At 38.3% G+C, this 15,856-nt stretch carries 7 protein-coding genes and 2 pseudogenes; 1 reads left to right on the top strand and 8 read right to left on the bottom strand.

Annotated elements, in window-relative coordinates; all coding sequences use genetic code 11:
- Positions 1–164: 164 nt before the first annotated feature.
- The 7 genes and pseudogenes from PARC_RS21405 to tnpA all read right to left on the bottom strand — a co-directional run bounded on the left by PARC_RS21405 (position 165) and on the right by tnpA (position 12,385).
- On the bottom strand, positions 165–3,053 hold the full coding sequence (locus PARC_RS21405; RefSeq protein WP_010554754.1) for a type I restriction endonuclease subunit R: 2,889 nt from the start codon (positions 3,051–3,053) through the stop codon (positions 165–167).
- Positions 3,054–3,106: 53 nt separating this feature from the next.
- Positions 3,107–5,092 (bottom strand): RNA/DNA-binding domain-containing protein, encoded by a 1,986-nt coding sequence (locus PARC_RS21410; RefSeq protein ID WP_010554753.1) that lies wholly within the window; start codon positions 5,090–5,092, stop codon positions 3,107–3,109.
- A 6-nt stretch (positions 5,093–5,098) separates the two neighbouring features.
- On the bottom strand, positions 5,099–6,334 hold the full coding sequence (locus PARC_RS21415) for a restriction endonuclease subunit S (protein ID WP_010554752.1): 1,236 nt from the start codon (positions 6,332–6,334) through the stop codon (positions 5,099–5,101).
- Positions 6,331–7,902: a type I restriction-modification system subunit M gene (locus PARC_RS21420; RefSeq protein ID WP_010554751.1), complete on the bottom strand. Its 1,572-nt coding sequence runs from the start codon at positions 7,900–7,902 to the stop codon at positions 6,331–6,333. Before PARC_RS21420 ends, PARC_RS21415 begins: the two co-directional genes overlap by 4 nt.
- Positions 7,903–7,959: 57 nt before the next feature.
- Complete coding sequence (locus tag PARC_RS21425) at positions 7,960–8,883, bottom strand: restriction endonuclease (RefSeq protein ID WP_010554750.1); 924 nt, start codon at positions 8,881–8,883, stop codon at positions 7,960–7,962.
- Positions 8,884–9,784: 901 nt separating this feature from the next.
- Entirely contained in the window at positions 9,785–11,011 is a 1,227-nt protein-coding gene (locus tag PARC_RS21430; protein ID WP_010554749.1) for an RNA-guided endonuclease InsQ/TnpB family protein, read from the bottom strand.
- A gap of 974 nt (positions 11,012–11,985) precedes the next feature.
- Positions 11,986–12,385 (bottom strand): annotated as a pseudogene (tnpA, locus tag PARC_RS21435) (IS200/IS605 family transposase).
- A gap of 72 nt (positions 12,386–12,457) precedes the next feature.
- Here tnpA and PARC_RS21445 point away from each other — a divergent pair.
- Positions 12,458–13,554: pseudogene (locus PARC_RS21445) on the top strand (RNA-guided endonuclease TnpB family protein).
- Between the two features lie 1,038 nt (positions 13,555–14,592).
- Here PARC_RS21445 and PARC_RS21450 read toward each other — a convergent pair.
- On the bottom strand, positions 14,593–15,666 hold the full coding sequence (locus PARC_RS21450; RefSeq protein WP_010554747.1) for a replication initiation protein: 1,074 nt from the start codon (positions 15,664–15,666) through the stop codon (positions 14,593–14,595).
- Positions 15,667–15,856: the final 190 nt, after the last annotated feature.

Raw genomic sequence — 15,856 nt, forward strand, 5'->3', positions numbered from 1 at the left:
CTCATTTTTATACTTTGTTGTGTAATTTCAATACACGTTGCCCTGCTACACTAAGATATAGCTTTCGTAAACTCACTCCAAATACGTTCGAAATTCATAAATACAACATTTTCTTATACGTCCCTAACAAACCGTTCACGGTTTACGAAAAACACCTCACTCCTTTAAAACCCTGCGATAAACGTATCAACAAAGTGTTTAAATTTATCCGTTATTACTGGCAGTATTCTTCTGCGTTGTAAAAGGCTGGGTTTGGTTTCTAGTACATCAGCAAAGTCATCCCTTAGTGGCATTTCGTCACTTAGCTCATAACGCGTTACTAGCTTTTCTAGGCGATCTTGGTTTAACTTTTGCTCGTGGGCAAACCTCTCAAGCTCTAGGCGCTTTTCTTTTTCCCAATAAAGCTCAAACTCTTCATCAACGTCAGCACTGGCAGGTATGCCTTGTAAGTGCTCGTCCATAAACTTATCTATAAGTGCTTTTTTACTTAATAAGGTTGGATCTGTGGCTATAAGGTTTGCTATTACTTGACGTTTACGGGCTTTTTCGTCGCCGCTTTCTTCGCCGTGTAACTCTCGCAATAACTGCAAAATATAGGTTACATTTACTATATCACTGTGTAGTAGCTCTAGTTCAAAATCAACGTCATCTAAAACCGATACTTTTTCTTTACTTGAGTTCTCACGTAGCTGCCTGCCAAGGTCGGCATACTTACTCGTATAATCTTGAAACTCTTGCTCGCCCATAGCGGTTGAGTCCATATCAAAATCAGCAAAGTTGCTTAACATGTTCTTTAAGCGCATAAGCTCACGAAACTGCCTCACAAACAACGCCTGAGCTTCTTCATCAGGTAAAGCATTAACTGAGTCAACGGTAGGCGTAATTGCGATTAGCGCACCATAGGCGTCGTTAAAATCGACTAGTAGCTCATTATACGAAGGGGTTTCTATATATTCTTTAGGCTGCTTGTTTGAAAACAGCGTAAAAGCAATGTCAGCAGCTTTTTTAAGGTTTCTAAAACACACTATATTGCCGTGCGATTTAGTTTCACCCAATAATCGATTAGTGCGCGAGAAGGCCTGCACCAAACCATGATATTTAAGGTTTTTATCAACGTACAACGTATTGAGTTTTGGGGCATCAAAGCCGGTTAAAAACATATTCACCACCAGCAATATATCAATCTCTTTGGCTTTAACGCGCTTAGATATATTTTTGTAGTAGTCTTCAAATAACTTACTGTCTTTGGTGGAGTAGCTTGTACCAAACATAGCATTGTAGTCGTTAATGAATAAGTCTAACTTATCGCGGCTATGTAGCTTGACAGCTTGCCCTTCATTTAAATACTTAACAGAGGCTTCTTTAATGCTTGGGTCATCACTATTACCTAGTTCGTATTCTTCCTCTTCATTAGCCTCATAGCTAAATATGGTGGCAATTTTAAGGTTATGTTTTCCCTGTGCCTTTTTCGCTGCAAATAGCTCATAGTATTGAATAAGCTCAGCCACACTTGAAACACAAAACATAGCGTTAAACTCACGACTATGCGTTTTACGATTATGCTGGGAAATAATGTAATCGGTTATTTTATCTAAGCGCGCAGGAGAGGTTAAAAGCTCTTTGGTGTCGATGTCTTCAACTTCAATGTCTAGGTTGTTGTTAGAGCCATCTTTGTATTGGTAACGCCCAACGTACTCAATAGCAAACTTAAGCACGTTAGCGTCGCGTATTGCATCCACAATTACATAAGGATGTAAGCACTCACCAAACAAATCTTTTGTGGTGCGTTTAACTGAGTTTTTAGCAACGGCGTTGTCGGCAAATATAGGCGTACCCGTAAAACCAAACAACTGCGCGTTATTAAAAAATTCGGTAATATTTTTATGTGTATCACCAAATTGGCTGCGGTGGCACTCGTCAAATATAAACACAATGCGCTTATCCTGCAGGCTTTGCATTTCTTTTAAATAGCGCTGTTTAGTCACCACGTTATTAAGCTTTTGTAGTGTAGTTACCACCAGCTTAGTATTACGATTTTGATTAACCTTTTTGCCTTTCATAGGCTTATCTAACAGCTGGTGGAACAACATGCTGGTGTTGTCGGTGCTGTCTACAGAGCCTTTTACAAACGCATTAAACTCAAGCGCTGTTTGGTAGTCTAGGTCTTTACGGTCTACTACAAATACTACTTTATCAACCTCACTCAGCGAGGTCATAATTTGCGCCGCTTTAAACGAGGTTAACGTTTTACCCGAGCCCGTTGTATGCCAAATATAGCCATTATCAGTTGTGGTTTTAACTTGCTCTACAATCGCTTCTACTGCATAAAACTGGTACGGCCTAAGCACCATTAAGTACTTACCTGTTTCATTAAGCACTATGTACTTGGTTAGCATATGCGTTAAGTGCGAAGGCGTTAAAAATGCTTCGGCAAAGTCATGTAACTGGCTTATTTTATTATTTTCATTATCAGTCCAGTCAAAGGTTTGCTTAGCCGACATTTCACTGTTGTTAGAAAAGTACTGGCTATTAACCCCATTCGACATTACAAACAGCTGCACATAGTTAAACAAACCATGGTTGGCATGAAACGAATGCTTTTGATAACGCTTAATCTGGTTAAACGCTTCTTTTAGTTCAATACCACGGCGCTTTAGCTCTATTTGTACCAGCGGCAAGCCATTAACCAATAGCGTTACATCGTATCGGTTAGTATACGTGCCCTTTATCGTTATTTGTTGCGCTACCTGGAAGCTGTTTTGCTTCGGCTCATCAAACAACAAGGTTAAGTGCCTGCTATCGCCGTTATCAAGTGCTACATCAAGCTGGTCGCGCAATATTTTGGCTTTAGCAAATATATTCCCTTTACCAAGCTTACCTAGTATTTGTGTAAACTCAGTATCACTCAGCTTACAGTTATTCACTTTTTCTAGCTGGTGTTTAAGGTTAGCCTCAAGAGCGGCGTTGTCCTTTAAAACTACGCGCGTAAAGCCTTGCTCGCTAAGCTGTGCAATTAAGTCATCTTCTAATTGTTGTTCACTTTGGTAAGTCATTATATCTACAATTCCTTGGTACTAGCCTTATGCAATACATTCATAGCTTGTTGCTAATCTTTGTGTAACTTATAACCCTGCTCAGGGTGATTCGGTATTGTTGGGTAGGCCAAAAATAATACCTGCTCTTTAACCATCTCACGTAAGTAATGCTTTCTCAATGTATCAGTATTCATGTTAAGCAACTGCGCTATATCGCTAAGCCTTAAGCAATTAGGAGCCGACTTAGTACATAAATCAATTATCGCTTTTTGTACATCAGGCTTTTGTTTACGTCCTGAATTTTTGGCAATAGACGATGCTATTTCTTTGAGTTCAAGCCAAAGGTTAGAAGCACTTAAATCGAACTCCGGCACTGGCGGATTGAGCTCCGGCACTAACTCCGGCACTGGCGGGTTAAGCTCCGGCATTGGCTCTGTTAAGTCCGGCACTTCATTAATTGTTTTACTACCAATCAAGGGCAACGCTGCCTGAGTAGGTGATAATACAAAGCTAATGTTTCTACCAGCCTCATTGTCTGGCGTTGGCACTTCTATCCCTTTTAAATGATATATCTTGCCTCGGTGCTGGCCTGCCGACTCCAAGTACCCTGCATTAACTAACTGGCTTAACGCAAGTGTCACTTCTCTCGTATGCTCTGAAGTGAGCGAACAAATACGCTCGTGGTTAAACCATGACTCAGTGATAGCGGTCATTAAAATGGTGCGTTTTAGCTCGCTTAGTTTGTTATAACCTTCACCATACGTTTCAATTAGGCGTTGGTGTAACTCTGGCGATACCATGTTTACCATACGCAGCTCTAATAAGGTTTGGTTTAACTCGTCTTTTTCGTATAGATGTGGGGGCTGCCAGTTTTGCGCTTTACAATTACTGTATATTTTAGGAATACCCGAGCCTGCTTTTTCGCTCAAACCAATATTTAAAAACATTTGATGAATAGCGGGATTACGGCACTGGCTATTACCGCCTGCTTTAGCTTCATGTACAGGCACTCGCATAAGCCCTGCATTTCTAAAGCCGATAAAGTCAGGGTGTTTTTCAATTAAAATATTACTTTCGGTACTAAAGTCTGCATGTGCGAGTGTATTAACAAGTGCTTCACGAATAGCCTCATGCGCTGGGGTTGTATCTTGCCGTTGCCCGCCATCGGTTAGGTTAAAGCCTACTTTTAAATCTACCGTGAGCTTACGGTAAACCTTACGATAAAAGTCAAAAGCATTTCCCGACCAAGAACCATCGGTATAAATTCGGTCTATCCAGCGGTGTGTACTGTCGTCTTTTTCTTGATAATCGAGTGCAAAACTTGGTAGTGCGTCTTGAATCGCATCCCACTTACCAAACATTACCAGGCCTGCAAGGGTTAAGCCTGCTTTGCCTGTTGCGCGGTCTTTTTGCCAGCCACGTATTGAACGCAAAAACTCTTGATCGCTTACTTCTAAAAAAGGGTGTTGTGGCTTGGCATCAACAAACATCTGCCTATAAATGCGCAGGCTTTCGGGGTCTATGTCGTCTAAGGTAAAGTGTTCTAAAATGCGGTTGTCGCGCACTTCTTCTTGCTCTGCCAGTATTTTATTTACTGCCGGTGGCAAACTCTTTTGATCGGCCTCATAACGGCGCTGATAGGTCCCATTAAGTGGGTTTGCATTTATAAATACAGGGCGACTTTGCCGCGGAGCGCGTGGTACAGTAATCGCAATAACCGACTTGCCTTCAAGTGTTTCAACGCGCACGTCGCTTTCGCTAAGTAAATTAACACTCACTTTATTGGGATTATTTACTGTATCCCAAATATTCTTAATTAGCGGCGCTGGGTTTGTTATACCCTCAACTGTAAACGTGCCTTTTTTCTCTTTAATGCCCAATAAAATTAAGCCACCACGGGTATTAGCAAATGCACTATAGGTTTCCCACATATCGTTAGGCACTGCGCCATGGCCGTCGCGGCCACCAGCCAGCTTGCACTCAACCTCTACGCTTTCTTGCAAAGTTTGAATATCAATAATATTCGCTATTGGGTTGTCGTTAATTTTATTAGTCATTGTTTCTCACACAAACATTTGCTGTAGTAAGCCTTTTTTAAATAGCTTCGTTTGTTCTATTTGTTCGTTAACAGCGTTTATTTTTTTATCGAGCGATTGTAAGAATTGCGCTATTTTTTGCTGTTCCTTTAAGGCCGGTATATTTAATTTAATATCTTTAATATCATCTTGAGCAATAGTAGTCATAGTGCTTTGCTTACCTCGAGAAACTAATGCTTTACGTGGAGCGTAACTTCTGAGGTAATATGCAAGAAAAAGAGGATCAACAAGCTTCTTATTAGGGCTTATTTTCATTAAATGTCCATCAAAGGTTATATCTTCTTTCTCAGATAAATTAACATTACTAAAAGCAATTCCTGTGGGAACGATTGATGATCGAGTGAAAAATATATCTCCGTATTTCACTTTGTTTTTTTCAAATAGTTTTGGCTCTAGATCCAAAAGAGTCAATTCAGAATATTCAATTGAATCACCTTTATACATATCTTTAACATTAATCAATCGGAAGCCTTTTCCTACCTTTTTAGGGTCATTAAAAACTCCATTAGAAATACCTGATTCAGAAAGCATAGCTAATTCATGTGTATTCCACTCAGGAAAAGTGTTTCCATCATCGTCTTTAAAGCGGATTTGTTGGCTAAAAATCTGTTGCATTACGCCTTTTTTATAGTCTTTTAATAAGCAATGCTTTTCAATGAGCTGGCTGATTTTATTGTCTACGGAAGTGAGGAAGTCAGCAACCTCAGCTTGTTCCATAACATCTGAAGGTAACACCACTGAGAGGCTTTTAACTAACCCACCGCTTAGATTTTTTTGTCCACCATCATTTGCTAGATTTCGGATGTCTTCATACTTAGATTGTAAATAGTAAAAAGTAAATCTTGTATTTACATCTTCTGACTCCAAAATAATAGCCGCGCATGCTTGGTTTGTTGTAGCTTCTATTTCTAAAACTGAGACTCTGCCTCTGGTTATCCCCTGTCCATATAATGCAAGTAGTATGGTTCCCTTTGGAAATAATTTTGCAGAACTTTTTTTTAAGCCTAAATCTGTAATGTACTCATCTGCCGCTGTAATATCTTTAAAATTTATTTGTGAAGTTGTGACCCAAGGAATATGACCATTCCAATAATCAGCTTTCGCCCTACTAGGTGTCCCACCGGAAGTAACTTTTGCGATTTCATCAATAATTTTAGGTAAATACTCAGATTTAAATTTGCTAAACCTTAATGCCGGTATCATTCACACACCTCAAATGGCACTTCAATACCTAATTCATCACAAAAACCTGCAATTGTTTTATCTGTTTCAAGCATCGCTTTATCATTTGCAAGCAACTGCTTTGCAACTTCACTCAAATCAACAAGCGCTTCATCTTCAAAGGTGTCTACGTAGCGCGGAATATTCAGGTTGTAGTCGTTCTCTGCTAAATCGGCTTGAGTGGCCGTAAAAGCATATTTATCAATGAAACCGCGCTTGCTTACAACATCTAAAATTCGTTGTAAGTCTTCCTCACGCATTACGTTGTTGTTAGTGCCTTTTTCAAAGTGATTGCTGGCATCTATAAACAATACGTTGTCGTCGGCTTTACGGTGTTTGTTTAGTACCAATACACAGGTAGGAATAGACGTGCCAAAAAAGATATTAGCAGGTAAGCCTATTACCATATCAAGGTAGTTTTTTTCTTTAATGAGGTGTTTGCGTATATGCCCTTCGGCAGCACCACGAAACAACACGCCGTGCGGTAATACCACCGCCATTGTGCCGCTTTCGTCAAGCTGGTGGATCATGTGTTGTACAAAAGCAAAGTCGGCCTTGCCTTTTGGTGCCAGCTTACCGTAGTCGGCAAAGCGCTCGTTATTCATGTGTAGTGGGTTGGCAGACCAATCAGCCGAAAATGGCGGGTTAGCGACTACGGCACTAAAGCGTTGCTCAAGGTGTGCGGGTACTTCTAGCGTGTCGTCGTTTTGAATGTCGAATTTGGTGTAATGCACGTCGTGCATAATCATGTTCATACGCGCTAGGTTATACGTACTTGGGTTTTGTTCTTGGCCGTAAAATTTTAAATCAGGATTATTAGCCTCTTTAGCAACACGTAGTAACAATGAGCCAGAGCCACACGTAGGGTCGTAAACCGATTTAATATGCGGGTTATTTAAGGTTACTAATTTTGCTAGTAACTTAGATACCATTTGCGGCGTATAAAACTCACCTGCTTTTTTACCCGCGCCACTAGCAAACATACCAATAAGGTATTCGTACGCATCGCCAAGTATGTCTATTTCGCTACTTTCTAGGTGAAAGTCGATGTTATCAAGGTGCTCTAATACTTTGGCTATTAACTTGTTACGCGCATCGGGTGTTTTACCTAGCTTGTTAGAGGTTAGATCTAGCTCGTCAAACAAGCCGTTAAAATCGTCGGCGCTGTCTGCGCCCATGGTGCTTTGTTCAATATGGTTAAGTACGTTGGTTACATCGTCTAAAATAAACTTATCGTTAGCACCGCGCTCAGCAAGTACATGAAAAAGCTCTGCAGGCTTTAAAAAGTAGCCTAACTTATCAAGCGCCTCTTCTTTTACTGCCTCTAAGTACTCTTGTCCCTCTGCTGTAGTTTCGTCAATTTTAGCAAATACAATACCGTCTTCACTTAGTAGCTGATCAGCATAGGTATTGAGCTTATCTGACAGGTATTTATAAAAAATAAGCCCAAGTATGTAATCACGAAAGTCATCAGCCGACATATTGCCACGCAAGCTGTTAGCAATATTCCAAAGCTGCTTTTTTAATTCTTGTTGGTGTTGTTGAACCATTAATCTAATCTCTTAATTAGTTGTGTAGAGCTTCTACATACGCACTGCACGTGCGTGTTAATCTTCTAAAAAGTAATCGCTATCGAGCGCTTTTACTTCAAATACTTGTTTGGTGCTAACGCCTAAGTTATGAGTAAGCATTAGCTCTGTAAGTTGTTTACCATCTACAAGCACTATGCGCTTTTCTATTAAGCCTACATATTCCAGTGCATCTTTACTAAAGCCGCTGGTGGTGATGAATACGCCCTTTTTAGCGCGGTGCATATCAAGTGCGCCCGCAAAGGCTTGTATGTCTGCTCTACCCACTGTTTTATTGGTGTAGCGCTTAGCCTGTAAATATATCATTTCGAGGCCGAGTTTATCTTCTTTTATTACGCCATCAATGCCACCATCTTGAGTATACTGAGTAGCTTGCCCTGCATCTTTGCGAGAGCCACCGTACCCCATGGCTAGCATTAAATCGACTACAAGGTTTTCAAAGAAGGCTGGGGAGGCTGACAGCACGGCCTGTAGTATTTCGTCGCTTAAGTTAGTGTTGAGTGTATCTACCGCTGCTTCTATAAGCTCTTCGGGTGTTTTGTGTGAGTTGCTATTTACTAAGCTAGTGGTGTTTTCGTCTAGTGAGTCGCTAGTATCTTTAGTACGGGTTTTAAAATCTAAAAACTCAGGATATTGGCTTAAATACTGGTTATTGATTTGTTCACCTGTTGCTAACGCAGATAAACCTTTGCTCGTAATGGTACAAAAGGCTCTTTTAGGTTGCTCAATTAACCCTGCTTTAACTAAGTATGTTTTAGCCCATTGCAAGCGATGGTAGGCATAGGTTTGTTTACCACTAGGTATACGTAGCTTAAGCTGCTCTACTGATAAACCGAGGTTTTGATAAACGCTTGCTTCAATGTCTTTAAGCTTGACGGTTTTACCGTTAGCTAAGCACTGCAGTAATGGAGTCATGAATGATTGGTAATCTGGTAACGACATACTATTCCCTGCCAAGCCGTGTTAGTTAATAACTAAATAGCTAATCCTTTTGTTTTATTAGTTGAGATAATATACACATTAAGATTAAGGGGCAAAGATTATGTAATGATCATGTGTCTCATATCAACACAGTTTATGTGGGTAGTAAGAAGAACTAAGAACGCACAGTTACAAACGCCTCCTCGTGCGTTTATGATTGTAATATCGGAGTTTTCACTATTTTTCTTAAACCGATGCACTAAACCTATAGGGTTTTTCGGTCTATTTACCTCAGTTGCTCACAGGTGATTTTTGTATTTTATGAAATAAGTTGTGATATTAGACTGTTTTTTATCCATTTGACGTATGTTCTGATGTATCAATCCTTGTTCACCATTGTCAATCACTCAAACCGATGCAGCAAACCTATATACCCTGCTTTAAACCGATGCAACAAACCTATAGTTATAAAACAATGGCTTAGGTTTATTTTGTGCTTTAAGCTCTGCTTCTCTTAGGCTTGAAAGAGAGTTTATCTGGGATTTCTTCGGAAAACCGATGCAGTAAACCTCTAGTTATAGATCAATGACTTAGGTTGGAATTTGATTTATTTCCCTGTATTTAGGTGTTTTCAGGGGGTTATTCCGGCTCTATCTGGGAAAACCGATGCAACCAACTATAGGGTTTAGGTGGTGGGCCGTAGGTAGCGCTTTTAAAAACTAGTTAAAGCGCTATCTATCCTGACATCACAAAAGCTGGCCAAAGAAGTCACCAGCCCGCAACTTACTTCTTCGTAATCTAAGTTTGATTGGGGTAAAGGTTTTTATCGCTAGTTTGTGCCAGCATTGAGCAACCCTCTTTTGACATCCTCCCCCACCTCGCTAAGCGCCTGAACAAGTTCAGGAAAGGAGGGGGATTCCGATTAGTTTAAAACCATCGGGGCCTTATGATCACTCATAAGGCAAGTTCCTGCTTCAACAAGCTGACTAATGTCAATCTCTCCACAGGCTAGAACGCGATGACCTCGCGCTAAAATATTTAATGCGCCAACATGATCCGCATTATCTTGATAACCGCACTTCGCACATTCAAACTTAGACTGCGTTAATCGGTTATCTTTTGATTGATGGCCACACGCTGGACACGTTTGACTGGTATGTTTCGGATCAACAAAAATAACCTGACCGCCGAGCCAATCCTGCTTATATTTCAGCATCTCTTTAAACATTCCCCATCCTTGATTGAGAATGACGCGGTTTAAGCCAGATTTTTGTTTCACCATTTTTCCATGCTGCTCACTGTTGCCTTTGCTGTTTTTCGTCATATTTCTAATTTTAAGATCTTCTAGTACGATGATTGCGTGGCTTTTGCTCAACTGTGTTGAGATCTTATGTAATTTGTCATGACGAATATTGGCAACTTTCGTATGAAATGTTGTGATCTTTGCTTTTAATTTTTTCCAGTTACTTGAAAATTTCACTTTTCTAGCAAGTTGCTTCTGTAATCGTTTGATCCTGATTGTCTGTTTACTGGTATCTATCGGCTCCACAAAACTGCCATCAGAAAAGGTAATTAGGCGTTTCACGCCTAAATCTCCGCCAATTATGGCGTTTGATGGGTGCTTAGGTGGTGCTACTTCTTGTTCAACTTGGATTGAAACAAACCAGTGCTTTCCTTTTTGTGAAACAGTGACGTTTTTAGCTTTTCCTAAAATAGTTTGGCTTTTTCTAACATTAACCCAACCGATTTTAGGTAAAAAAATACGTTTCCCATTCTTGTCGATTTTAAAGCCTTGTGGAAAACTAAAGCTATTCACCTCTCCTTTTTTCTTAAAAGTAGGCACCCGTTTGAGTGGTTGGTTTTTATCGAATGCGTCTTTAAAGGCGCGTTCAAGCTGTTTTAATGTTTGTTGGATAGTTTGTGCGGGCGATAGTGTTAAAAAGCCATACTCCTCGCTTTTTTTCCAAAGTTTGGAAAAGAAATCCAACTCTTGGTAGTAGCAAATTTTTTGTTCATTCTGTAACTTAAATAAGTTAATCGCTAAGGCTTTATTCCACAAGAATCGACAATTTCCCGCATATTGCACCATTTTAGCGTTAATATCGGGTGTTGTTTTTAAACGAAATTTATAAGCTTTGCGAATAATCATACTGTTATTATATACAGTCAATCAAAAAGGAACAACCCACTTAGTCGCTTCGCGACTATTGCCTTATATCACCGACCTAAAGGAACGGTGTTTTACGGCAAAAAGTTGATAAAAAGTTTTCTTATTAGGGATTTCACATCCGTACCGATTTGATAATTGTACTATCGAAACGCCCTTCTTTGTTGACGACTTGCTTTCAAGTATTTCGTTAGTAAACAAAACCTCTCATCTGCAGAACTTCTATCATTAAATGGGGAAAATACTCTGCCTCATTACTTAGAATAAACCCCATGGAACTTTCCAATCACTTCCCAAATAACTATCTATCTGGGATTGTGATGCATATTTCCACGAAGGCAGCTTATACATAACTATTACAGGGGATTGATAAGAGAACTCCCTGTATTTCTGGGATTGTGATGCGTATTTCCACTAAAATAGCTCATACATAGCTATTACAGAGGATTGGTAGGAGCATTCCCTTTATTTCTGGGATTGTAATGCATATTTCCGCAAAAATAGCTCATACATAGCTATTACAGGGATTAATTGGAGCATTTCCTATTTATCTGGGATTGTGACTTGGTAGTGAGATATTTATCCAAAATAAAAGTAGCGTTTAAAAATAAAACTTAAATGGTCTCTTTAGAGACCTAAATATATACTTGCCTGTTCAAGTTAAATATTTGATTGGTTTTTAGTCTTTTAAAGGACCTTTCAAAGGCCTTTATGAATAGGTAATAACTACCATAAGCGTCTAATAAAGGGCACCTGCTAATAATCAGTTAAAGCTATTAATCTTTCTCCAGCTTTACATGAGGAAAACACGTAGCCTTGAGTACTGGCGTAGTATTATAGAAGAGTAGCAAGCTAGCAATTTAACTATCACTGAGTATTGCCAGCAAAGTGCTTTATCGTTCCTGATGAAAAACCCCGTCATTTATGTCGGGGATGTAAGTCTTTAATGCGTAGCATTAACATTTCTTAGGTCTATTTTGTTGTTCTATATAGGCTGTTAATACGTCCAATGACGCGCCACCGCAAGATCCAGCAAAGTAGCTAGGCGACCAAAGCGCACCGTTCCATAAGTTGCGGTGTATTTCTGTAAACTCTTTCCTCATTAGTCTTGAGCTAACACCTTTAAGCGATAGGAGGGTATTCAATTAACAAATGAACGTGATCTTGCTCACCGTTCAATTCGACTAAATCAACTTCAAAATCTTTACACACACCTAATAGTATCGCCTCTAGCCGATTTAAAATTACATAATTAAACACCTTGCGCCTGTATTTTGTCACGAATACTAAATGTGCATGTAATGCGCTAACACAGTGCCGACCTTTTCTTACTTCTGCCTCATTCTTATGCGTCATAATTATAATGGACCAATAATTGATCGTCATACTTAGGTATATATAATAAGAAAAAGCAAGGAGTAAGACAAAGTGGTTTTAATAGCATACAAATACAGAGTTTACCCAAATAATGAACAGGCGCTAATGCTTACTCATACATTGGCTGTGTTCGTTTCGCTTATAATTCAGCACTTGGTTACTCTAAAGAGCAATACGACTTAGGTAATAAAACCAATTATAACGATTGGAGTAAAAACCTCACTCAGCTTAAAAAGAACCCTGGTTTTGCATGGTTGAAAGATGTTTCAAATGTGCCATTGCAGCAAGCATTAAAGCACCTAGATAAAGGCTTCAAATCATTCTTTAAGTCTGGCTTTGGCTACCCTAAGTTTAAAAATAAACATGGTAATCAATCAGTAAGCTATATGAGTAACGGCTTTAAGTGGGAGGCTGATAAGCAATCGTTAACACTTGCTAAGATGAAGCAGCCATTAAAAATTAAGTGGTCACGCTCATTTACTGGTAAGCCTAGTTCGCTGACTGTATCTAAAACTAAATCAGGTAAGTACTTCATTAGTATCTTAGTTAAAGAAGATATTAAAAAACGACCAGTAGCGAATAAAACGGTAGGCGTAGACGTTGGCATTAAAGATCTTGTTATCTGTTCGGATGGCACTAAGTTCAATAATCCACGATTAACAAACAAGTACGCTAGCAAGCTAGCCAAAGCACAACGTAAACTAGCCAAGAAGAAAAAAGGCTCCAACAACTTCAACAAGCAAAAACGTGTTGTTGCTCGAATTCACGAAAAGATAGCAAACTCATGCAAAGACTTTACCCAAAAAATGACAACGAAACTTGTAAACGAGAACCAAGTGATAGGTATCGAGTCATTGAAAGTCAAAAACATGGTTAAGAACCGTAAGCTATCTAAGCATATCCACGATGCTAATTTTGGTGAAATAGTAAGACAGTTAGAATATAAAGCCGATTGGTATGGCCCTAAAGTGTCAGCTATTAGCCAGTGGTTTACATCAAGTAAAATGTGTAATGAGTGTGGTTCGCTGCATTCTGGTAAATGGTCATTAGCGATAAGAACGTGGTCTTGTGAATGTGGAGCTATCCACGATAGAGATCATAATGCAGCTATTAATATCCATAATGAGGGATTAAGGCTAATAGCTTGAATAATTTGTGGCGGTAGGTAGTACCGACACATTAAATGCTTGTAAGAGGTTTTAGAAGTCTAAAGTGATCTAGTATCACAATGCTTAAACCGTTGACGACAAGAATCCCCTTGATTTATCAAGGGGTGCTTCAAAGATCAGATATTTAGTTACTCCATAGTGTTTTTAAAGCTTAATTCTTTTTAATAGTAGCTTAATAGAGTAATTAGTCTTGATTATTAACTATTTCACCAATGAGTTAGTAAGATGTTGATCCAATTAACTCGTTAGAATCGTCATTAACTTATTCACATATCCACAGTACCTATTAATTCTATTAAATCTATTAAAACTATAAGATCTATAAGAACTATAGGCGTCTGTAAGTTATTGTTATTAAAAGATAAAAAGATGGTAGCAGATCATATATTTGGTGTTTTAGATCATATATTTGGTGTTTTAGATCATATATTTGGTGTTTCGGATCATATATTTGGTGTTTAGATTACATATATTTGGTGTTTAGATTACATATATTTGGTGTTCTTTTTTAGAATAAGGTTCTGACGACATACACTATTTTTATAGTATATGCCTCATTGCTAGCATGCAAAATGATAGATTAAGCTCTTTTTTAATATATTTAACACAATTCTGAGGTTGAAAGTTTGTATTTGTGTATATGCGTAACATATTCTTGGTGTTGAGAGCTTGTATCTTTGTATGTACGTAACATATTTTTGGTGTTGAGAGCTTGTATCTTTGTATGTACGTAACATATTTTTGGTGTTGAGAGCTTGTATCTTTGTATGTACGTAACATATTTTTGGTGTTGAGGGATTATATTTTTGTAGGTATGCAACATATTTTTGGTGTTAGGGGTTATATCTTTGCATGTACGCAACATATTTTTGGTGTTTTATTTATTTGTAGGGCTATATTCGTCGTATTTTATGGGAAGTTATTAAAAATAGGTCTACGTGAGCATATTTTATATGAGCTACATTACATATTTTTGGTGTTATTGAGAGCACATACCAAAAATATGTAATATGCTTTTTAATATGGAATATCTAAATTATCTATAGTCAGTTTATTCGCAATATCTATTTCTTCTTTGCTGGATGCTTGTTCTGCGCGGTTATTACGCCTTTCAATCAAGGTTGTAGCTATTTTATTAGATAGCTTCTCATTACCAGTGTAATTGTATGCAGAAAGTAACAGTTTAAGTTCTGCAGTTGATAATTTTTTACCATTGCCTTCAGACTTTAATTGCTGCCTTTTAAGCTCTAGCTTTTTAATAGTTGTAATAGCATCGCGTTCATTAAATTCCTCAATATTGCCTTTTGTTATCCAACTCATAAGGAATTTGATAGCTATGATTTTGTTGCCTTGTTTTTTTAATTCGTAGCCAACTTCACCATTAGCACTTTCATAAAATAATAGCTCTTTATTTGTTGTAGGATTGGCCTTGAGAATATCAATGCTGCTTCTAATGCATCTCTGCATAAAAACCCCATTATTTTTAAAAGATAATTTATCTGATTTTAAATTCCCTTTTTCATCATATAGACCAAATAAACCTTTTAGTTCATCAAGCTTAATCAAGTGCATTTCGTAGCCGGGCTCTTTAAACCTACTAAGTATTTCATAGAGTCGCTTTGCGTATTCCTGTTTTATGCATAAAAAGCTTGTGGTATTGATCAGCGCAAATCCTTGCTTATACTCTATAAACTCAGACTTCAGAAGATCATTAGGTATCATTGTAAATGTGCGGTTTTTATAGCTTATATTTTTAAATATTGGTTTATAGTCAAATTCAATTTCACCATTACCATCTTCAGTTTTTATACCAACGCTATATCGTGATAGCCGCATAGCTACAGGGTTAAGGTATGTCGCTATATGTTTTGGCGCTATATTGAGCCAATTGGAGAGCTGAGATGCTGAAAACTCGTATTTAGGGGTTGTTCCAACCCAATCACTTTCTTTCATAGTTGCAATCATGAGTGCAAATATATCTGCTTCACGGGCAGATAAATCTTGGCGACTAAATACTATCTGATGGCTCTTTTTTATGTGTTTAGGAAGAGAATCCCTTGAAACTACTTTCTTTTTCTCATCGATACTCATTTCTTCTTCCAATGTCGAGACTGTATTTGCTAGTTGATGACATATTCTTGGTGTTTTTACTAGATTACACATATTAGACATTAAAATATACTCTCTAATTAGCTTATATTTCGATGATGAGGGGAGCTTGTATTTCAATAGTCATTTTTAAAATAACGATAAAAATATTCCTCAAGTTATATTTTACCTA

It is taken from the genome of Pseudoalteromonas arctica A 37-1-2 (assembly GCF_000238395.3).
GTDB classification, from domain to species: domain Bacteria; phylum Pseudomonadota; class Gammaproteobacteria; order Enterobacterales; family Alteromonadaceae; genus Pseudoalteromonas; species Pseudoalteromonas arctica.

What these genes read in the sequence shown, in the direction of transcription:
- PARC_RS21405 (WP_010554754.1), bottom strand. Translation starts at nt 3,053, where the DNA reads ATGACTTACCAAAGTGAACAACAATTAGAAGATGACTTAATTGCACAG.
- PARC_RS21410 (WP_010554753.1), bottom strand. Translation starts at nt 5,092, where the DNA reads ATGACTAATAAAATTAACGACAACCCAATAGCGAATATTATTGATATT.
- PARC_RS21415 (WP_010554752.1), bottom strand. Translation starts at nt 6,334, where the DNA reads ATGATACCGGCATTAAGGTTTAGCAAATTTAAATCTGAGTATTTACCT.
- PARC_RS21420 (WP_010554751.1), bottom strand. Translation starts at nt 7,902, where the DNA reads ATGGTTCAACAACACCAACAAGAATTAAAAAAGCAGCTTTGGAATATT.
- PARC_RS21425 (WP_010554750.1), bottom strand. Translation starts at nt 8,883, where the DNA reads ATGTCGTTACCAGATTACCAATCATTCATGACTCCATTACTGCAGTGC.
- PARC_RS21430 (WP_010554749.1), bottom strand. Translation starts at nt 11,011, where the DNA reads ATGATTATTCGCAAAGCTTATAAATTTCGTTTAAAAACAACACCCGAT.
- PARC_RS21450 (WP_010554747.1), bottom strand. Translation starts at nt 15,666, where the DNA reads ATGAGTATCGATGAGAAAAAGAAAGTAGTTTCAAGGGATTCTCTTCCT.